The organism is Nocardia salmonicida (assembly GCF_036142455.1).
GTDB classification, from domain to species: Bacteria; Actinomycetota; Actinomycetes; order Mycobacteriales; family Mycobacteriaceae; genus Nocardia; species Nocardia salmonicida.
Genome location: NZ_CP108014.1, coordinates 5,944,484 through 5,964,318 on the forward strand (window position 1 = coordinate 5,944,484; position 19,835 = coordinate 5,964,318).

General features: G+C 68.4%; 16 protein-coding genes. 5 read left to right on the forward strand and 11 right to left on the reverse strand.

Annotated features, from left to right (window positions below; translation table 11 throughout):
* Window positions 1-18: 18 nt before the first annotated feature.
* Both OHS03_RS27855 and OHS03_RS27860 read right to left on the reverse strand, forming a co-directional pair.
* Window positions 19-786 (reverse strand): hypothetical protein, encoded by a 768-nt coding sequence (locus OHS03_RS27855; RefSeq protein WP_328658145.1) that lies wholly within the window; start codon window positions 784-786, stop codon window positions 19-21.
* Complete coding sequence (locus tag OHS03_RS27860) at window positions 783-2,072, reverse strand: hypothetical protein (protein ID WP_328658147.1); 1,290 nt, start codon at window positions 2,070-2,072, stop codon at window positions 783-785. Before OHS03_RS27860 ends, OHS03_RS27855 begins: the two co-directional genes overlap by 4 nt.
* A gap of 169 nt (window positions 2,073-2,241) precedes the next feature.
* On the opposite strand from OHS03_RS27860, the gene OHS03_RS27865 reads away from it, so the two are divergent.
* The 3 genes from OHS03_RS27865 to OHS03_RS27875 are packed head-to-tail and all read left to right on the forward strand — an operon-like array spanning window position 2,242 to window position 4,804.
* A complete protein-coding gene (locus OHS03_RS27865; RefSeq protein ID WP_301904155.1) occupies window positions 2,242-2,532 on the forward strand; it encodes a DUF6285 domain-containing protein in 291 nt (96 codons plus the stop codon).
* The gene (locus OHS03_RS27870) at window positions 2,529-3,533 is read left to right on the forward strand and encodes a phosphotransferase (RefSeq protein WP_407942418.1); all 1,005 of its coding nucleotides are present in this window, start codon (window positions 2,529-2,531) and stop codon (window positions 3,531-3,533) included. Before OHS03_RS27865 ends, OHS03_RS27870 begins: the two co-directional genes overlap by 4 nt.
* An 8-nt stretch (window positions 3,534-3,541) precedes the next feature.
* Window positions 3,542-4,804 carry an acyl-CoA dehydrogenase family protein gene (locus OHS03_RS27875; RefSeq protein WP_328658150.1) on the forward strand — a complete coding sequence of 421 codons (1,263 nt, stop codon included), beginning with the start codon at window positions 3,542-3,544 and terminating at the stop codon, window positions 4,802-4,804.
* Between the two features lie 70 nt (window positions 4,805-4,874).
* Here OHS03_RS27875 and pgfA read toward each other — a convergent pair whose 3' ends face one another.
* From pgfA to OHS03_RS27890, 3 genes are read right to left on the reverse strand one after another with little or no spacing between them, the layout of a single operon-like run.
* Entirely contained in the window at window positions 4,875-5,951 is a 1,077-nt protein-coding gene (gene pgfA, locus OHS03_RS27880) for a cell envelope lipid trafficking protein PgfA (protein WP_328658153.1), read from the reverse strand.
* Window positions 5,948-6,118 (reverse strand): DUF2613 domain-containing protein, encoded by a 171-nt coding sequence (locus tag OHS03_RS27885; RefSeq protein ID WP_082844323.1) that lies wholly within the window; start codon window positions 6,116-6,118, stop codon window positions 5,948-5,950. The genes pgfA and OHS03_RS27885 overlap by 4 nt, the downstream gene beginning before the upstream one ends.
* Window positions 6,119-6,148: 30 nt before the next feature.
* Complete coding sequence (locus OHS03_RS27890) at window positions 6,149-6,928, reverse strand: Rv1157c family protein (RefSeq protein WP_056824092.1); 780 nt, start codon at window positions 6,926-6,928, stop codon at window positions 6,149-6,151.
* Between the two features lie 83 nt (window positions 6,929-7,011).
* On the opposite strand from OHS03_RS27890, the gene OHS03_RS27895 reads away from it, so the two are divergent.
* Window positions 7,012-7,629: a TetR/AcrR family transcriptional regulator gene (locus OHS03_RS27895; RefSeq protein WP_328658155.1), complete on the forward strand. Its 618-nt coding sequence runs from the start codon at window positions 7,012-7,014 to the stop codon at window positions 7,627-7,629.
* A 317-nt stretch (window positions 7,630-7,946) separates the two neighbouring features.
* Here OHS03_RS27895 and OHS03_RS27900 read toward each other — a convergent pair whose 3' ends face one another.
* The 4 genes from OHS03_RS27900 to OHS03_RS27915 form a co-directional block, all read right to left on the reverse strand.
* Window positions 7,947-9,707 carry a serine/threonine protein kinase gene (locus OHS03_RS27900; RefSeq protein WP_328658158.1) on the reverse strand — a complete coding sequence of 587 codons (1,761 nt, stop codon included), beginning with the start codon at window positions 9,705-9,707 and terminating at the stop codon, window positions 7,947-7,949.
* A 19-nt stretch (window positions 9,708-9,726) separates the two neighbouring features.
* Window positions 9,727-12,561: a tetratricopeptide repeat protein gene (locus OHS03_RS27905; RefSeq protein ID WP_328658161.1), complete on the reverse strand. Its 2,835-nt coding sequence runs from the start codon at window positions 12,559-12,561 to the stop codon at window positions 9,727-9,729.
* Window positions 12,561-14,357, reverse strand: a complete 1,797-nt coding sequence (locus OHS03_RS27910; RefSeq protein WP_328658163.1) for an HSP90 family protein — start codon at window positions 14,355-14,357, stop codon at window positions 12,561-12,563. Before OHS03_RS27910 ends, OHS03_RS27905 begins: the two co-directional genes overlap by 1 nt.
* A gap of 244 nt (window positions 14,358-14,601) precedes the next feature.
* On the reverse strand, window positions 14,602-17,394 hold the full coding sequence (locus OHS03_RS27915) for an ATP-binding protein (RefSeq protein ID WP_328658164.1): 2,793 nt from the start codon (window positions 17,392-17,394) through the stop codon (window positions 14,602-14,604).
* Between the two features lie 120 nt (window positions 17,395-17,514).
* Here OHS03_RS27915 and OHS03_RS27920 point away from each other — a divergent pair, with 120 nt between their 5' ends.
* A complete protein-coding gene (locus tag OHS03_RS27920) occupies window positions 17,515-17,850 on the forward strand; it encodes a hypothetical protein (protein WP_328658166.1) in 336 nt (111 codons plus the stop codon).
* 70 nt (window positions 17,851-17,920) lie between these two features.
* On the opposite strand, the gene OHS03_RS27925 is transcribed toward OHS03_RS27920, so the two are convergent.
* A complete protein-coding gene (locus OHS03_RS27925; protein WP_328658168.1) occupies window positions 17,921-18,817 on the reverse strand; it encodes a hypothetical protein in 897 nt (298 codons plus the stop codon).
* A gap of 10 nt (window positions 18,818-18,827) precedes the next feature.
* Entirely contained in the window at window positions 18,828-19,697 is an 870-nt protein-coding gene (locus OHS03_RS27930; protein ID WP_328658172.1) for a 3-hydroxyacyl-CoA dehydrogenase family protein, read from the reverse strand.
* Window positions 19,698-19,835: the final 138 nt, after the last annotated feature.

Here is a 19,835-nt window from a genome sequence, read left to right on the forward strand (position 1 = left end):
CTGCTCGTGAACCGTGGGCTAAGTGGACCGCGGCAGCCGATCGTCCGCGACCAAATAGGTGATGCCGAGATCGCGCAGGACGATGCCGGGCTCGCTCGTGTGAACCGGACCGAGCGCCTTCACCAGCTCCACCGATGTCAGATGATCGGCCGGGTGAACGCCGTCGGTGGGATGGAAATCGACTGTGGCCGTAGCGGTTCCAGCTGCGGTGGTGGTGACAAGGCGATAGCGCAGCGGAACGGCGCCGGTGCCTCGGGTGCGGATCGAACGGTAGGTGATCCGGTCACCCAGGGTGTAGACCGCATCGGCCTGCTCGGGAGTATCGAAGCGCGAGCCGGTGAAGGCGGCGTCTTCCAGTACGCGCAGACCGGAGAAGTAGTAACCGGACACCATCTCCTCCGGCACCGTGTTCCACGGATACACGCCGTCGTCGGGTAACTCGAGCTCCTCGATCAGTTCGATGCTGGTGATCTCCCGCGTCGCCGCGGCGAGCGAGCGGGTGAGCCGGGCCGCCACCGCCGACTGGAAGCCGCCGGTGGCGTGCAGGGTGGACGATCCGGTGCGGCAGGCATCCCGCACCTCGTCCAGGGGGAGGGCTTCGAGGGGCAGCGCGGTCACCACGTCGCGACCCGCGCCGAGCTGGGCGACTACCGCATCGACGTCGGCCGTCAGGTGGATGACCACCGCGGCCGAGGAAGGCGGTGCGACAGCGATACCGGGGTGCGCGGCGATCCGGTCGGCGAGCGGCCCGGCGCCGAGCACCGCGACCGGAAGCGGGGAGGTCATGCTGTCTCCAGACGGTATCGAGGGCTCAGATCGGGCGTCGCGACACCGGCCGGCGCCGCACACAGTTCCGGGATGACGTCGAGCATCGCCTTGACCGAGATGTCGGTGACCGCGGACCAATCGCCCTCGTACGACTCGTCGTCGAGTTCGTTGCGCATTTCGATCCGGGCGGGGCTGCCGTCCAGCGTGATCACGTGCCCGCCGGCCAGGCTGCGCGGATGGTCCGGCCCGAGGTGGGCGTTGCCCGGGCCGACGTGCCAGCATTCGGCGTTGGTCATGAACAACCGGTCGCCGAGGTAGCCGCGGTAGCTCATGTGGATGGCGCCGACCGTGCCCGGCTCGATCACACTGCCGCCGGCCCGCACCCGGGTCCGCGCAGGCACCGGATAGACGTGCCGTTCCACCCGAACGTCCTCGGCGCGGGCGCCGAACAGCGTGTGCGCGACGTTGGCGAGCACCGCGTCGAAGTAGAAGTGCTGCATGAGCGCGATGGCGTGGTTGGAGTCGACCGCGCTCAGCGGCATCCCGAAACCGAGGCTGGCCAGCCCGCCCCACATGCCGTCCGGTGCGGCCGAAAGATCGCCGACCTCCAGGAATTTCACCTCGCGCACCTCGTCGAGCAGCCCCGCCAGGCGTAGCAGCAGTTGCTCCACCATGAGTCCGGGGTGCAGCCCCGTGCCGTGCAGCGATACCCCGCCCCGCAGGCAGGCGGCCTGAAGTCGCTCGCCTGTGGCCCGGCGTGGGATAGCCCGGTCCACCACCGGCGCGGCCAGACGCTCCAGGACCGGACTGGCGAACCGGACCGGGCCCGAATCCGCTATGCGCATCAGTGTTTTCAGCGCCGACAGTGCCTTGGGCAACTGCGGCCCGAAGGCGCCTCCGGTCACCCGCATCTGCGCGACAGTGCGCAATACCTCCAGCGGCGAACGCGATTCGGACAGCCAGGTGGGCATGGCCGGATTGTGATAGGACGCCGCGGACACCACGTTCTTCCCGGACTCGAGCAGGTCGAGCACATCGGCGTCCGCGCCCTGCACCAGCGACGGTGTCGTCGGCGTGTGCACGACGCAATCCGCTGTCAGCGCAAGGATTTCCGCCTTGGACGTGGTCGCCGTGATACCCACCGGCGCCAGCCCGACCAGTTCGCCGATGTCCTTGCCGTGCTTGTGCGGACTGAACACCTTGACCCCGACAACCTCGAAATCGGAGGATTCCAGCGCCGTGCGCAGTGCCCGCCCGCCCATGTCGCCGGGACCCCAGATGATCAGCCGATACGGACGTGTCACAACCGCCTCCTTGCCATTGGCGGTATTTCTAACACGCCGAGTCGTGAGATATATGGGCTTTGACTCTCTTATTGTCTCGTTGCGCGATCTGCCGTAGCTTCCCCTTCGAGTCAATACGCTGATTTCGTTGAAGTTCTCTCACGATGGCGACAGCGCCAGAGGTGTCACTGTGCAGAATCAACCACCCGCAGCCGAGCTGCTGGAGTCCCTGGCCGAACTACTGGAGAGCACACTGCTGCCGGCCTTGCCGCCCGCTCTGCAGCACCGTGCGCGGGTGGGGGCGAATCTGGCCAGGATCGTGCGGCGCGAGATCGATCTCGCGCCTGCGGCGACGCGACATGAACACGAACTACTGGGCGCGGCCGACGACGAGCGCGCCTTGTGGCAGGCACTTGTCGAGGTGGTGCGCGCCGACCTGGCGATCGCCAAACCCGGTTACGACAGCTGGGAGGGGGAGTGACCACCGATCTCGTCGCAGGTCTGGCCGAGTTCCTGACCCGGACCTCGGCCGCGCCCACGCGAGTAGACGAGCTGGAGTACCTCTCGGCCGGCGCGCGGCGGCGCAATGTCGGCTTCACCGCGCACGTCGAGGGGGAGCGCGCCCGCAAGCTGGTCGCCACGCTCGTGCCTGCCGCCGTGCAGATCATGTCGGTCGAGGACGAGGCGGCGGTGCGCGAGCTGGCGCGCACGAACGGAGTGGCGGTGCCCGCGGTGGTAGCGGTCTGCGCGGATCCGGCCGTGGTGGGCGAGCCGTTCGTCGTCAGCGAGCATGTGGCCGGGGAAACCGTCCCGCGCAAGGTATTACGCCTCATCGCGGCCGCGGGCAACGCCGAGACGGTGGCCCGCGAGTGGGGCGAGGCGATGGGCAGGCTGCACGCCATCGATCCGGCCGCCGCTGCGCGCACCGTGCCCGCCGCGGGCGCCGATCCGGCCGCCGCCCTTTTCGCCGCGGCCGAGGCGGACGTGCGTGCGCTGCTCGGCGACCGGCCGGTGTTCACGCTGGCGCTGCGCTGGCTCGAACAGCGGCTCCCGGGCCCGCCGCCGCGCACCGCGCTGCTGCATACCGACCTGCGCAACGGCAATATCGTCGTCGCCGCGGACGGTGTGCGGGCCGTGCTGGATTGGGAGGGCGCTCAGCGTTGCGGCGACCCGATGCGTGACGTGGCCTGGCCCGCACTGCGAATGTGGCGCTTCGGTGCGGACGAACGGGAGTTCGGCGGTTTCGCCGACCGCGCGAGCTTCCTGCGCGGCTACCGGGCCGCGGGCGGTGACTTCGATCTCGACAGATTCCGCTGGTGGAAGGTGATGGGCACGCTGGCCTGGGGCGTCGGCCTCGCCGCCCAGGCCGCCGCGCATGTAGACGGCAGTGTGCGCGACATCGTCATGGCCGCCAGCGGACGTCGTGTTTCGGAAATCGAGTGGGACCTGCTCATGCAGATTCGCCCCGAGGCGAAAGTTTAGGAGAGACAGTGGATTTCGAACTGCCCGAAGATCTGGCCGGATATCTGACCGAGCTGGACGCTTTCATCGAGGCCGAGATCATCCCGCTCGAGCAGCAGGCCGACAATATTCGCTTCTTCGACCACCGCCGGGAGGACGCCCGCACCGACTGGGACCGTGGCGGCCTGCCTACCGCGCAGTGGGAGCAATTACTGGCCGAAGCGCGTCGTCGTGCCGATGCCGCGGGCCACTACCGCTATGCCTTCCCGCGCGAGTTCGGCGGGCGCGACGGCACCAATCTCGGGATGGCCGTGATTCGCGAGCATCTGGCCGGCCGGGGGCTCGGTCTGCATTGCGACCTGCAGAACGAGCACGCCATCGTCGCCAACAATGTGGGTCTGCTGCTGATGCTCGAGTACGGCACCCCAGCCCAGCGAGCCGAATGGGTGGACGGGCTGGCCGCGGGCACCAAGTTCTTCGCCTTCGGCATCACCGAGCCCGATCACGGTTCCGACGCCACCCACATGGCGACCACCGCTGTCCGGACGGGCGAGGACTGGATCATCAACGGGGCCAAGACCTGGAACACCGGAGTCCACATCGCCGACGCCGATCTGATCTTCGCCCGCACCGCGGGGCGACCCGGCGACGGACACGGCATCACCGCGTTCCTGGTGCCGACAGACGCGCCCGGCTTCCGCGTCGAGGAGTACCTCTGGACCTTCAACATGCCCACCGACCACGCGCGCATCTCGCTGACCGAGGTGCGGGTCCCGAATTCGGCGATCTTCGGGCAGGAGGGGCTCGGACTCGGCGTCGTCCAGCATTTCTTCAACGAGAACCGGATCCGCCAAGCGGCCTCCAGTCTCGGTGCGGCGCAGTACTGCATCGACCAGTCCGTGGCCTACGCCAAGGAGCGCAAGCCTTTCGGCAAGCCGCTGGCAGTCAACCAGGCCATCCAATTCCCACTGGTGGAACTGCACACACAGTGCGAGATGCTGCGCGCGCTCATCCACAAGACCGCCTGGTCCATGGACACCTACGGCACTTTCGCTGCCTCCGAACAGGTTTCGATGTGCAACTACTGGGCCAACCGGCTGTGCTGTGAAGCCGCCGACCGGGCCATGCAGGTGCACGGTGGTCTCGGCTACTCGCGGCACAAGCCGTTCGAGCACATCTATCGGCACCATCGGCGCTACCGGATCACCGAGGGGGCGGAGGAGATTCAGATGCGGCGGGTGGCCGGGTATCTGTTCGGGTTCATGGACCGAACCACGGTCAAAGGGGTGTGAGTCCGCAGATAACGACCTCGGCCTCCCCGGGTTGAGGACCGGGGAGGCCGAGGGCGTTGGGACAGGCGGTCTAGAGGTTCGAGGGACGAATCCGCTCGGTCGGCGGGTCGATCGTGCGGCGGGAGTTGGAGGCGCCGCTGCTGAGGAAGCCGAGGACGGCTCCCGCGATCAGGGCGATGGCGCCGACGATGCCCAGGATGATCGGCAGGGTCTTGCCGAAGAGGTCGAGCTTGTCGAGGCTCTCCTGGGTGACGGCCATCTGGGCCTCGATGGTCTCCTCGTCGAAGACGAGGTGCGACTTCAGCACGGAGACGTCGACCTGGTTGGCGCTACGGCCGTAGTACATGTGGATCTTCTCGCCACCCTTGAGGACCGCGCCGGTCCTCGGCTCCACCCACACGTCGCGGGTGTTGGTGTAGAAGCGGGTCATGGTGACCGGCTCGGTGCCCTCGAGGCCCCACTTGGCGGCGGGCAGGGCGAGCTGGTGGGAGGGGTGCTTGACGACGTCCCACATGTTCGTCACCGGGATGTCCTGACGGAAGTGGTAGACCGGCACGCCGTTGATCTCCGACTCCTCGATGAAATCGATGTCGTAGGTGGCGCGGGCGTTGAGGTCGAAGTACGGGTACGACTTCTTCTCGGTGCCGATCGGGAAGCGGTACTGCAGGCCGCGGCGCTGCTGCTCGACGGGGATCGCGGCGCCCGACTTGGGGTCGGCGGCGACGGCGATCGAACCGTTGGGCGAGGCGTCGATCGGCGCGCCGGTGACGCGGTCGAGGGTGACGCGGTCGACCGAAGCGGTGAGCAGGCCCTCCTTCGGATCCCGGTCGTCACGACGCAGGGTCTGACCGGCCTGGACGGTCATCTCCTCGGCGTCCGAGGGCTCCTCGACCGTCAGAAAGCGCTGCGAAACGAGCGGCACGTTGGTGTTCACCGTGGCCGCGCCCTCGGTCGCGGTGAGCGACTTCGAGTCCAGCACAAGGCTTTCCTCGCCGGGCACGCTCTTGGCGACCGTGGTGATGCGCAGGTCGAGCGGGGTCTTGGCGACCTTGTCGACCGTGTAGGTGGGGATCATGACGGCGGCCGCGAGCAGCAGCGCGCCGAGACCGACGAGGATGCAGGCGATGAGCCTGCGTACGTTGCTCATCGCGAGCCGTACTGCACGTTGCCGAGCAGCGACGAGCCCGGATCACCGGACTCCTCGGGCGCCGGGATCGAATTCTGTTGCGCGCCTGCGGTGATGCCGAGCACGGCAATCACCCCGATGACCGCGCCGGCCAGGCCGCTGACCAGGCCGGGGACGACAAACTTCATAAATCGAACTCCAATTGCGTGGTGCGAGACTCAGCCGACGGAGAAGAAACCGAGGGTCGGGGCGAACGAGCAGGTGCGGTCACCATCGGCGGTGGCCGTGGTGAGCGATCCGGTGATCACTGCCGCGACCCGGCCGGGACCGGTGTCGGCGATAGCGGTGAGAGTGGCCGGGCCGTCGGCGTTGATGCCGGCCTCGGTGGTGAGCGGCTGGGTGCCGGTGCGACGGTTGTCGAGGTTGACCCACTGCACCGTCATCGGCGGATTCTGCACGACCGTGGCGGTTTTCGTGCCGAGCGCGGTGAAGACGAAGCCGGTCTGGCCCGCGGCCGGTCCGGGCGGCGGCAGCTCGGCGGGGCCGGGGACGGCCAACGCGGTGCCGACGGAATCCGACGTCGGGCCGATGCAGCCCTTGCCGATGGTGGGGTAGAGGAACTGCGCGATGCGCGGACCCTCCGAAGGCGGCAGTTCGGGACCGCCGCCACCGCTGCCGTCGAGGAAGGTGATGACCTTTTCGAGAGTGGCCTTGACCTGCGCGGGGATACCGGGCGTGGCCAACAGCACGCGGGCCTGAGCCAGAATCGCGGCCTGCCCGCCGTCGGCGATGGGGCCGGGGGCGGAAATCGCGCCTACGATCGTCGGTGCCAGCGCGGCCAAAGTCTCGGAGGGGACATTCTCCGCGATGGCAGGGACGCTGGGCTGTGTCGCGGCGGACTGCGGGGCAGCCATCGTCGGCGTGGGTGCCACGAGTGCCGCACCCGCCGCTAGTACGAGGGCGGACAATGCGGTCCGCGATGCTCGGGTGCTCAGCACTGGTCGGCCGTCCTTTGTTCGGTGGATAGATGAAGCGACTCGGAAAGGTCAGTGTTATTCCGAGTTTCAGATACTTTGGAGAGGTGACTACAGCGGACAGGCGGTATGGGGGTCGCACGGTCGTCGCACGTAAAGCCGAACGACGACTGCGATTCCTGGAAGCAGCGACGCGAATTTTCGCGGAACGCGGGTACGCCACGTGCTCGCTCGCCGAGGTGTGCGCGGCAGCCGGGCTGTCCAAGCGGCAGTTCTACGAGGAGTTCGAGACCCGAGAAGACGTGCTGGTGGCGGCCTACGACCGGATCCAGGACGACGCGGCGGCCGCGGTGGGCACCGCGCTGATCGCGCTCGGTTCCACCGATCCGAAGCTCGCGCTGCGGGCCGGTTTCGGCGCGTACCTGGAGTCGCTCGGCTCCGACCCGTATCGCGCGCAGGTGGCGGTGATCGAGGTGGTCGGGGTGAGCGATCGGATGGAGACCCATCGCCGGACCCGCAGGCACGCCTGGTCGGCACTGATCGAGGGGGCGCTGGTCCAGGTCGGCGTGCGACTGCGTGGCGATGCCGAGCTGACCACCGCGTTGATCACGGGCGCGGTCACCGGCGTGGCGCACGAGTGGCTGCTGCGCGAGTCGCGCCCGCCCGTCGACGAGCTGGTCGATCTGCTCACCGGCGCGGCCCTGGCGCTGGTCACTTTCGACTGACATCAGGGCAGCCTTCGGGATGGTGGCAACAACGCTCACCTGCCGCCTGCTCAATCGACTCCCTTTCCGGACAATGTGAGACCGATCGGCTTCACAGTGTGGGCGAGAGTTTGACATATTAGTGACCCAGATCGCAATGCCAGAATTTCTGAGACCGGTGTCACCTGGGGTGATGCCATGACGGCAGCCATCGCTCAGCAGCCCACACAGGGCCCTGCCCGGGCGAGCACTCCTGGACAAATGACCGGATTTGCCCGCGCAGTGGCAGCCGTGGGCAATCCAGCGGCAACATGTTCCAGTTCGGTGGGGGTGCATCGTCAGCCTTTGCGGAGGGAGCCGGCGATGGTGCCGCCGAGATAGCCGGGTGTTCGGTAGGCGAGCGTGCCGTCGGATTGCAGGGTGACCGTCGAGGTGGCGCCCTGGTCCATGCATCCGCTCCCGGCGGTGAGCCTGGCGCGGAAGGTGAGACGGTCGGTGGTGGCCTCGGTAAGGGTTTCCGCGCGGGCGCAGCGGTCGTGGGACAGCGTGCCGGTGTTGGCGGAGGTGGCCAGTTCCTGACCGACGGCGCCCGCGGCGATGGTGAGTTCGATGTCGAACTGGACCGGACCGTCGGCGGCGCGGCCCTTCCAGGTACCGACGAACTCGGTCGGGACGGTGGTCGCGCCCGATCCGGTGGCGGTCGAACCGGGTGGAGCGGTGGTCGGACTGATGGCGACGGAGGTCTCGGCGAGTGCGGGGCTGGTTTCGGTGCCGCCGGTGGGCTTGGCGTTCAGTTGGGTGCCGATCAGATAGGCACCGATCGCGACCGCCACCGCGACCGTCGCGGAGGCGGCGATCAGCAGAGTCCGGGTTCGCCGCGACGCGGTAGCGGGCGGCGGGCGGCCGGTGAACGTGTCGGCTGGCTTGTGCGCGACTACAAAGGGCCGCGGGGTGAATTCGCTGCTCATCGCCGCGGAATACGGTCCCGGGTGAGTGGCCGGTTGCCGGGGCGCCTCGGCGGAACCCGAGGTGAATCCACCGGACTGGTTATAGGGAGTCGGTGCTGATCCGCTGGTGGCGGTCGGCCCGTACGGTCTCGACGAGCCGGTCGGCGAGGTATGCGTCGGGTTCGCGGTTGGCGAGTTCGGCACCGAAGTGGCCGTCGACCAGCCCGGTGCGGAAGTCGCGCCGGCGTCGGGATGCGAGTCGGCGGGGCCGTGATCCAGGTCGAGTAGACGGACGGCGGCGGTACTGATGTGCGCGACTACTTGTGGCGGCAGCCAACCGGAGCGTTCAGGCGCGCCGATGCCGTCCAGCTCCGAAAGGACCTGTTCCGGTGTCGGTCTGGCGGCGGGATCCTTGGCCAAGCAGGACGAGACGAGCGGTCGAAGGGCCGGGGGTAGGGCCTCGATGCGGGGTTCCTCGTAGACGATGCGCCAGAGCATCTGCATCACCTCGGCCGTGCCGAAGGGGCCGTGGCCCGCGGCGGCGAAGGTGAGGACGCCGCCGAGCGCGAAGACATCGCACGCGGGACTGAGGGTTTCGCCGCTCACCTGCTCCGGACACATGAAACCCGGTGAGCCGAGGAATTTTCCGGTCGTGGTGAGGGCCGAATCCGCGATCACCCTGGCGATGCCGAAATCGATCACCTTGGGTCCGTCGATCGCGAGCATCACGTTCGACGGTTTCAGGTCGCGGTGCACGATGCCCGCCGCGTGCACCGCGACGAGCGCTTCGGCGAGCCCGTGCGCCAGCGCCAGCAGCGCGGGCTCGGCGAACGGCCCGAACTGGGTGACCGCGTCGGTCAACGAGATCCCGGCGACGTAGCCGGTGGCCAGCCACGGCGCCTCGGCGTCGACATCGGCGTCGAGAACCGGTGCGGTGAAAGCGCCGCCGACACGTTGGGCGGCCGCGACCTCGCGACGGAACCTCGCGCGGAACTCCTGATCGATCAGATCCGGTCGGATCACCTTCACCGCGACGGTGCGCCCACCCGGATTCCGGCCCAGATACACCTTGCCCATGCCCCCGGCACCGAGCACGCCCAGCAGTCGGTAGTCGCCGATCCGCCGAGGATCGTTCGGGTCGAGCGGTTGCATCGCGGGTGGTTCCTTCGAATCAGGCGAGCTGGGCTCGGGTTTCGGCCAGTAGCTCCGACAGCATCGGTCTGGCCGCGTGATCGTCGGCCAGTGCGGCGACGGCCTCGGTGAGGATCTTCTCGGCTTCGGTGGGGCGGTTCAGGTCGATCAGGAGCACGGCACGCTCGTAGTCGGCGCGGGTGGCTTGGTCGGCGGCATCGATGGCGCGGAAGCCGATGGCAGCGGCCTCGGCGCGCGGGAGCGCGTCGGCGCAACGTTCGGCACGGCGCAGGATTCGGGCGGCATTGTGGTTGTGCCGGGCCGTGTGCCAGGTGAGGAGTTCGGTGTCGGGGTGGGCGGTGGCGAGCTGCGCGATCGCCGCGTCGGCGGCCGCGATGGCCGCGACCGCGGCCACGGAGTCGCCGGTCCAGTGCAGTGACAGCGCGGCGCTGTAGCGGGAGTAGGCGACGCGGATCGGGTCGCCGTGCCGCTCGGCGGTCTCGGCGGCCAGCGCGTAACGCTCGGCGGCCTCGGCGTCGCGATCGAGCGTGTCGAGTAGATCGGCGCTCTCGACGAGAGAATAGGACTCGCCGACGAGATTGCCGGTGGCGCGATCGAATTCGATGATCTCGTCGAGGACGGTGAGTGCTGCTTCGTCCTCGTCCAGTTCGCGATGCAGACCGACCAGCAGGAAGCGGCAGTTCCGGGCTTGCTCGTCGGCCCCGGCCCGCTCCAGCCCGGCGATGGTCTCTTCGGCCTGGTCGGCGGCGTCGAGGAATCGGCCGATGGCGCGGTAGGCGACAGCCAGATCCCACTGCACGTACGGCACGTGCGCACTACCTGCCGCGGTGCCGATCGCGATCGCGGTGAGCAGCTCGCTGACCGCCTCCTCGTGCCTGCCCAGGTGGATGAGCAGGGCGCCGCGCCGCGCGTGTAGGACAAGGCGCAAGCTGTCGGGAAGGTCGGCGTCGACCAGACCCACTGCCTCATCGATCATTTCCAGCGCCGCGGCCGAATCGCCTGCGTCACTGAGAATTCCGGAAAGGTATTGGGCCGCATCGGCCACCCGCCACGCCCGACCGGCCCGGCGATACGCCGCCACCGCCGCCTGTCCGGCCGTCGCGGCCTCGGCGAGTTCAGCGTTGTTCTGGTGCAGATACATTCGGTGCCTGGCCACATCGCCGAGCAAGCTGTCCTCGGCTGCCTCGGCGGCGTCGACCGCGGCCCGATCGAGCAAGCTCGGCAGCTCGGCGGCATCGTCACTCGACAACTCGCCTCGATCGAACAGTGCGAGCAGGCCGCCGGAAAGACGTAGCGTCGCAGTCGCTCTGATGTGCGGTTCGGACGAGCTCGCCAGGTAAGACAGAGAATCTCGAAGCAGCCCAACGGCTTCCGTCGCGTCGCCGTGCCTACTGAGTAACAGGCCGAGGCGACCCAGATCGGTCTGGCGACGGTCTTCCTCACCTGCTGCGGCGAAATACTCTGCCGCCCGACGCAATAGCGATTCTGCGCCGATGCGATCGGTCGTCTGCAAGGAACCGCCTGCCATCGCGGAGAGGCGTCTGCCTGCCAGGCTCGGCTCGGTCGGCTCGGGCTCGTCTGCCAGCCGCTGTGCCAACGCCCGCAATTCGGCGAGGGCGTGTTGCTCGTTCGCCTGCTCGGCGCGTTCGATCAGTTCGATGGTGGTGAGCTGGGGGATCTCGACGGCCGCAGCTGTCGCAGCCGACTCGACCGGCACCCGGTGCGCGGTGGCCGCGGACAACGGCAGGTAGTCGACAATCGGTGTACTCGCCAGCTTCGCGTGGACCAACGCGGTCTGGTGGTCGGTGCCGTTGCGCCGGTCGAAGCGGGCGGCGATGGCTAGTGCCTCATCGGTGAGATCCACTTGCATTGCGCGCGCTGTCGATTCGACGGCGGGCCGGTCGGCGTTGGCGGGGCGGCGCAGCTCGGTGTCGCCGTGACCCTTGTCGACGAGGGTGCGCAGGAGCAGTGCCGCGGAGGAGAGGAAGGTGAGCGCGTCTTTCGGACTCGGCGCGCGATCGAGCCAGGAGAAGTGGCGGTCGAGCAGTTCCAGGCCGCGCACCTGATTGCCGGACAGGGCGCAGAACTCGAGGTGGTCGCCGATCGCGGCGAGGTCCTGGGGTTTGGTGCGCAGCAGGCGGTAGGAGCGACGATGCGCGCTGCGGGCCTCGTCGAGTTGCCCCGTACGCAGGTAAGGCAGCAGGAGTTCGGTGAGGATCAGCTGCGGTTGCTCGGAACAGCCGAGTTCACCGCCGAGGACCGGGGCGGCCAGCTCCACGGCTTCGACGTCGCGGCCCTGGCTCGCGAGCCAGGCCACGCGGTTGGTCGGATCGCAGCCCTCACAGTCCGAATTCTCGTCGCGCGGTGTGGTGCACCATCTTTCGTACCATTCGGCAGCCGCGGTGAGGTCGCCGATGTGTTCGGCCACCCGGTGCCTGCGGCCGTAGACCGCGTTCAAGCTCTGGCCCTCGACCCGGTAGCGCCGTTCCATCTGATCGAGCGCCGCCAGCGCCCGATCCTTGGGCACCTCGGGGAATTTCGTCATCGCGCCCACCGCGGTCTTGAACTTCCACCGCAGCGACGGCGCCACCCACGACTCGTGGGCGCCGGGGTCGCGATCGTATTCGGCCAGGCAACGGGCGAACGGGACGAACAACTTGGCCGGGCTCATCCCGTGGCCGTACGCGTCGATCATCGCCATCCGGATGTGGAAAGCGAGCTGAGTGTGCCCGCCTGCCTCGGCATGGCGCAGGACCTGTTCCAGCAGTGCGTCTTTGGCGTCGCCGTAGGGCAGATCGTAGGCCTGGAACAGCAGCCGCTGTAGGTCGTCGGGGGTGTTGGCGGCTTCCGACATCAGAGCTCTCCGCGGGGATCGTGAACCGCCCAGTCGAGCAACCCGACGAATGATTTGTTCAGCAGCGCGGTGTCGACCGGGCGCATCGGATGCTGGCCGAGCAGCAGCGCCTGGCTGTAGAGCGCCTCGACCGCCGTCGTCACCAAGCGAGCATCCGCGAGCCCGGTGATACGGCGTACCAACGGGTTGCGGTAGTTGAGGACCAACTGTGGACGGTCGCCCGCCTGCTCGGTGTCGAAGGCGCCGAGGACATCGGCCCACAGTTCGTCGGCGACCTCGCGGGTGGCGCGCAGTTCGGCGCGGTGCTGGGCATCGCGGTCGAGCAGATACAGCGCGGCCAGCGACGGTGGGTCGAAAGTACGCAGCACCACTTCGCATTCGAGGCGGTCGAGCACGCGCTGGGCGGTGGTGAGGAAGGGGCGGAGCGCGAGTTCGGTGGCCGGGTCCACGAGGTCGAAATGGGTGGCCAGCTCGGCGGGATCCAAACGGAGCACCCGGATTTCGGGATCGATCGCGGGCAGGCGCTCGAGAATATCGGTGATATAGGAGTAGCCGCCGTTCACCAGGCCGATGCCCGCGGCACTCGCCACCGCGGCGAGCTGACGGAACTCCTCCACCGACGGGGTGTAGCGGACGACGCCGAAGCGACGGCGGAATTCGGCCAGCGGGATCTGGCCCGCATTGGTCTCCACCGGCAACCAGCGGTCCACCAAGCGCAACATGTCGTCGTCGTGCAGGGCCAGTGCCTTCACACCGAGGTCGTGAATGCGCAGGAAGCGGTGCAGCGCGGCCGGATCGGAGGTGGACAGTTCCACCAGCCAGTCCCTGATCCGGGCGCCGAGCGCTTCCCTTGTGCTCTCCAGCAGGTCGTCCTCGTAGAGGGCTTCGCGGCTCGCGGTCGGGCGCAGTTCGGTGGTGTCGACGACGCAGCGGACGAAGAAGGCCCAGTCGGGCAGCAGCCCGGTGACGCTCTCCGCCAGCAGCATTCGCTTCAGATATACGCGATGCCCGGCCTTGGCCGCCGGGTTCACCGGTTGGGGGAGCACGAAAGCCACACCGGTGACGCCGGATTCGGCACTGGCGAGATCGAAGGTGGCGAAGGGGGTGAACCCGAAGGTGTCCTCGGCGTAGGCGGCGAGCGCGTTCGCGCGGTCGGCGGGAGTGGGATGAGTGGCGCGCCACGGTACTTCGGGCTCGGTGATCGACTGCCCGTCGACGGTGACCTCGACGGGCAGCAGGCTACCGAACAGCCGTGCCAGCTCGACGACGGTCGTCGGGGTGAGCCACTGCTCGGCGCCGCGGCGGGGCGCGAGAATCACGGTGGTGCCTGGTTCGTCGCGTTCCTGCGCGGCGGGCTCGACGCGGTAGCGACCGTCGGCGAAACCGGTCCAGCGCACGGTCGGGCCGCCGCGGGCCGACCGGGTGAGCACCTGGGCCTCGTCGGCGACGAGGAAGCACGACAGCAGACCGATGCCGAACTGGCCGAGGAACTCGTGCCGGGCGAAGCCGAGGTCGTCGCGCTTGCCGCTGCGGTCGATCGTGGCGAGGAAGGTGTGCACCTCGGCCTCGGTCAGGCCGACACCGCTGTCGTGGACGCGAATGGTGCCGTCACCGGTACTCGCGGGCGTCTCGATCCTGACCTGTGCGCGAGCCTGCGGGTCGAGGGCGCGGCGGGCGGTGATGGCGTCGACCGCGTTCTGCAGCAACTCGCGGACGTAGACCCGTGGACTGCCGTACAGGTGATGACTGAGCAGGTCGACGATGCCCCGCAAGTCGACCTGAAATACCTGCTCCACCGGGGTTCCCTCCCACAACGCTGACCTTCTGCTCGGTCACTGTAACTGGATCTGCGACGGCTGGCGCCGCAGTTCTCTGTGTCTATTTGCGGCTGGCGCCGCGGTTCTCGGCGCTTGACTCCACCTCTTCCCTCCCTACGGGCACTCCTTCGTCGCACCCTTCGGTCAGTCCATCGGCGGAGGCGCGCCGAGAACACGGAGACTGCTGATCAGAATTGGCGGAAAGACAGCGACGGGGTTCGGGTCAGCGGGGGCCTCGGGTGATCTCGGTGCGGTTGGTGATGGCGAGTTTGGCGAGGATGTTGCGGACGTGGGTCTCCACCGTGCGTTCGGAAAGAACCAGGTGGGTCGCTATTTCCCGGTTGGTCAGGCCGGTGGCGACGAGGTCGTGTACTTCGCGTTCGCGGCGGGTGAGCGGGTCGGCGGTGCGGGCGGCCGTGGTGATCTCGGCGAGCAGGGCGTCGGCGGATCGCAGGCGGTATGGCATGTCGAGGCGGCGGAAGGCGGTGGCGGCTTGTTCAGCGGCGGTGCGGGCGGCGCGGAGATCGCCACGGGCGAGGAGGGTGCGGGCCAGGCCGAGGTGGCCGAGGGCGATGGCGGGACGGGCGCCGATCTCGGCGTCCATGGCCAGGCCCTGGCGGTAGAGGTCGACTGCGGCCTCGAGGTGGCCTGCCACGCGGGCGTTGTCGGCGCGGATGCGGGCGATCGAGCCGACGCAGAAGAGCGCGCCGGTGCCGTCGGCGGCGTAGTGGTGTTCGCGGCCGTCGAAGGCGCGGTAGACGCGGTCGGCGGTCTCGGCGTCGTCGAGGAGCTCGGCCACGATGCCCACCGAATACACGGTGCCGGACCAGCGCGGGCCGATCTCGAGGGTGTCGGGCAGCAGGCGGAACGGCGCGAACAGCGCCCTTGCCTCCTCGAGATCGCCCGCCAAGGCGTGCATCATCGGCGCGAACAGCTGGGCGATCGTGATCTTCGGGGCGAATGCCAGCGAAGCCAGCGTCGCGGTGAGCTCCTCGCGGTCGATGCGTCCGACGATCACGGCGTGCATGCCGCGGAAGGCATGGTGCAGACCCGCGAGGGAGTAGTCACCGATGCCGGCTGCCAGCTCGTAGGCGGCGGTGTCGAAGTCGAGGGCGGCGGGGAAGTCGCCGATCAGCGCCGCGCGAGTGGCACGAAGGCGCAGCAGGTGCCAGCGGGCGATCGGTAGGCGGCGGCGATCGGCGAGGAGCTCGATGTGGTCGAGGGCGTCGTCGAAGGCGGACAGGTCGCCGCGTTGCAGGGACGCGTCAGTTGTCCACACGTATCCCCAGAGTTGCGCGAGTGGCTGTTCGGCGTCGACCGCGATCTCGATCGCCCGTGCCGCGAGCTCGCTGCGCTCGTCGAGGAACTCGAGGGCGGCAAGGGAGAGATGACGGGCGTGGATCGCGTCGAGGACGACATCGGGGTCGGTGGACCGTTCGGCGGCGCGCATGGCCTGGTCGGAGAGTTCTCTTGCCTGGATACCCGCGCCTCGGTCGGCGGCGGACAGGGCGCGCTGGGCGAGAATCCGGGCGATCGAGTCGGGATACTCGTCGGGGTCGAGCAGGCGTAATGCTCTGCCGCAGAGCAGGTCCAATTGCGTCATCACCGCCGGGGTGGTGACGCCCTGGACGACGAGGCCCGCCTCGGCGAGAAGGTCAGGGCGTTCGGCCCGTTCAGCGAGGGCGCCCGCCTCGACACAGTGGTCGAGGCTGGTGGCGACCCAGCCCGCGGCGAACTCGTCGCGGGCCAGCTCGATCAGCAACTGTGCGCGTTCGGCATCGGGCGTGGCGGTACCCGCGGCGTCGATTGCCCACTGGCCGAATCGAATTGCCTCGGCGTACGCGGCGCTCGCCCGCGCCGACCGCGCGGCTCGACGTGACCAGTGGCGGGCCTGCGGCGAGTCGGCGCGGGCGCAGGCGTGGCGCCAGTGGGTCGCGATCGCGCCTGCCACTGCCGAATCCGGTCCACCGCGCGCGGCCAATGCCTCGGCCGCCGCGCGGTGGTAGGCGGCTCGCCGCGAGGGGACGAGATCGGCGTACACGGCATCGCGCACCAAGGCGTGCGTGAAACCCGTTGTCTCGTCGGCGAAGCGACGAACAATGCCCGCCGTGGTCGCCGTATCGAGCGCCTTCGACACCTGATCATCACTGCTCGGGGCGTGCTCCGACACCGAGGTGTATACCCGCGCCAGTAGATCGGCATCGATACGCTCGCCGAGAACACCGGCCGCACCGAGGATCTCGACTTCGGCAGGGTCGAAGCGGTCGAGCCGCGCGAGGATCAGGCGGCGGATTCCGGGGACCGAGAGCAAGGGGTCGTCTCCGAGATCCGTGCCGGATTCGATGACGAGGCGAACGAGCAGAGGAGTGCCGTCGGTGCGCTCGTGCACATGCTGTGCGAGATCGGTCGTGCGGCCACGCTGTTCGAGCCAGTAGCGAACCTCGTGTTCGGAAAGTCCTGGTACCGGCAAGGATTGGAAGTGAGGCAGGCGCAGCCAATCGGGCTGGTCGGCGAGCAGGGTCTCGCCCATCGGTTCGCGAGCGGTGCCCACGATGAGCACCTTGGTGCGCGGCGTCTCGGTGGCCACATGGGTGAGCAGGGCCAGCGAGGTGGGGTCGGACCAGTGCAGATCCTCGAGGACCAGCAGCAGCCCCGACGGCGCGGCGGCCGCGGTGAGGACATCGGCGACCTCGGTGAACATGCGGAAACGCTGGGCGGCGGGCCCACCGCCCGGTTCGGTGACGGTGTCGAGGGCGGCGGCCAGTTCGGGGAGCTCGCGGGCCGCGCGGCGCCACGGCCACAGCGGCGGCATCCCCGCGTCGTCGAGGGCATTGCCGCGGGCGACCCGCAAGCCCGCCTCGACCGCCAGCGTGGCGACACACTCGGCCAACCAGGATTTGCCGATCCCGGCCGGACCGCTGACCAGCACGAACCGGCCCGCACCCGAGGCCGCGGCCACGACCGCGGCGCGCAGGCGGGCGAGCTCCTCATGCCGTCCGACGGCCGGAGTCTGCACGCCTAAGTATCGCGCGCGGGCGCGAGTTCAGTACTGCGAATACGTACCGGCACTGATCCGCGCGCCACCGATCAGCGCGAGGCTTGATCTGTCCGATTCACCAGGTCAGGAGCAGAAATCATGTACGCACACCTCATTTGGTTCGACCAGCCACGCACGGCCGCCGAACTGGCCGCCGTCGACTTCGCCAATGCCAACCGCATCGAGCCCGCCGTCGCCACCGTGGCGGGCCTGCTCGACTTCTACGAACTGCGCCGCGCCGACGGTTCCGGCCTGGTGATCGGCATCGCCGAGACCGAGGAGTCGCTGCACGCGGTGCGCGAGGCGATCCTGGCCACCGAACTGCTGCCGGGGGAGGACCCCGCCTTGCTGCCCGGCCCCGACCGGGTGGAGATCTGCCCGGTGCTCACCCATCGCGACCGCGCCGCCATCTACGCGGAGGGGGCGATGTCATGAATCTGATCGTGCTGGGTGGCCGGATGCCGGTCGGCCGGTGTGTGGGCCTGGCCGTGCAAGCCGTCCTGCGCTACAGGTCGGCCAGCGCGATGCCCGTGAGCGGGCTGCCGAGCCGGACCAGGTCGGTATCGAAGCCGGTGCCGACGTGGACCAGGCGGATCGTGCCGGCGAGATCGCTCACATAGAAGCGGGAATCGAAACCGGTCACGCCGATCGCCTCGTGGTAGCCGGTGGAGATGATCGTCGGGGTCCCCACCTCCGGCTGGACCTCGGCCGCGTAGAGCGCGTTGCCGTGGGGCGCGGCGCCGCGGTCGGTCCAGACGAGATCGCCGACACCGTGGAGTTCGACATCGATCGGCTCCGGCAGGTTCTCCCAGAGCAGTTCGATATCGGTGCGGGCGGCGGGATCCGCACCGGGCGGCAGGTCCATGGGAACGCGGAAGATCCGGCCGTCGCCGGCTTTGGCCGCGCCCTTCTGGGTCCAGTAGAGCAGGCGGCGGTCGAGGTCGAGACAGATGCCGACGCACCAGTTGCGGGCGCTATCGGCGTCGACCTCGCCCTTGCCGGTGATCACGAGGGCGTGCAGGTCGTCACCGCGTAGGTCGCAGGTGAGGACCTGCATCCCTTCGCGATCACACCAATACAGCCGTCCCGCTTCGAAATCGGCGGCGAGTTGCTTGCCGGTGGTGAAGGCGCCGATCGGGACGATCGTGGTGCGATTGCCGCCGTCGAGGTCGACCCGCTCGACGGAACCGTTGCGGGAGAAGAACTCCGGCTCGACGCCGCGCTCGGGTCGCGCGTCGGGTGTGCCCATATTGGTCCAATAGATATGGCCGCGCAGTTTGTCGACGACAATACCGTCGGGAAACCGATCGAGGCCGTCGACCACGGTGCGCACCTGTTTACCGTCGAGCGAAATGGCGTGCATAGCACCGGCTTTGAGATCCAATGCCACAATTTCGGTCATGGGCTCAGCCCTACTTCGATTTCGGGTAATCGTCGTAGAAACCCGCACCGGTTTTCACGCCGAGTTTGCCCGCGTCGACATATTTCTTCAGCAGCTCGACCGGGCCCTTCGGCAGATTCGGATTCTCCTGCTCGTAGTGCTCCTCGATATCGAGCACCACATCAAGACCCACCTGGTCCATCATCCGGAACGGACCCGCCTTCGTGCCGAAGTTGCGCGAGAACATCTCGTCGACGTCGTGCGGTGTCGATACACCCTCGTAGACCACCTCGAGCGACTCACGCTTGATGGCGGCCCAGATGCGGTTGAAGATGAAGCCGGTCGACTCCTTGTGCACCAGGAACGGGTGCACGCCGTATTCCGGGAAGGTCTTCAGGACGAAGTCGAGAATTTCCTCGGACGTCTTGCCGTCCGACATCACGTCGAGCACCGTCGACTGCGGCGGCATGTAGAAGTGGGTGTTGAGCATGCGGTCGTTGGTCTTCAAGCCCTCGGTGAACAGCCGGCTCGCGTACGACGACGAGTTCGAGGCGACGATCGCATCGGCGTCGGCGTCGGCATCGAGCTGGGCGAAGACCTTCTTCTTCAGATCGAGGTTTTCCGGAACGGCCTCGACCACCAGCCACGCGCCCTTCACGCCGATGGCCTGATCCGGCACGTACTCGGCGGTGCCCGGCTTGCCGTCGGGCACCGTGGCGGCCACCTCGGGCAGCTGTTTCTCCACGAAGGCCACGGCCGCGTTGCCGACCTCGCCGTCGGGATCGATGATGCGGACCTCGCCGCCCCTGGTGGCGAACATCAGGGCGATCCGTCTGCCCAACGTGCCACCGCCGATCACAGCGACCGGACGCGCGAAATGATTCTTCGGAACAATGCTCACAGCGACTCCCTTTGCACAGGCGACGGGGATGAACTCGGTGACGCATACGACAGCCTTGCCAGCCTAGCGCCGACAGCGGATCACCAGGCTGTGGGACGCACCCGCTTGCGTGACACCCCGTCACCACCGGGCAGAATG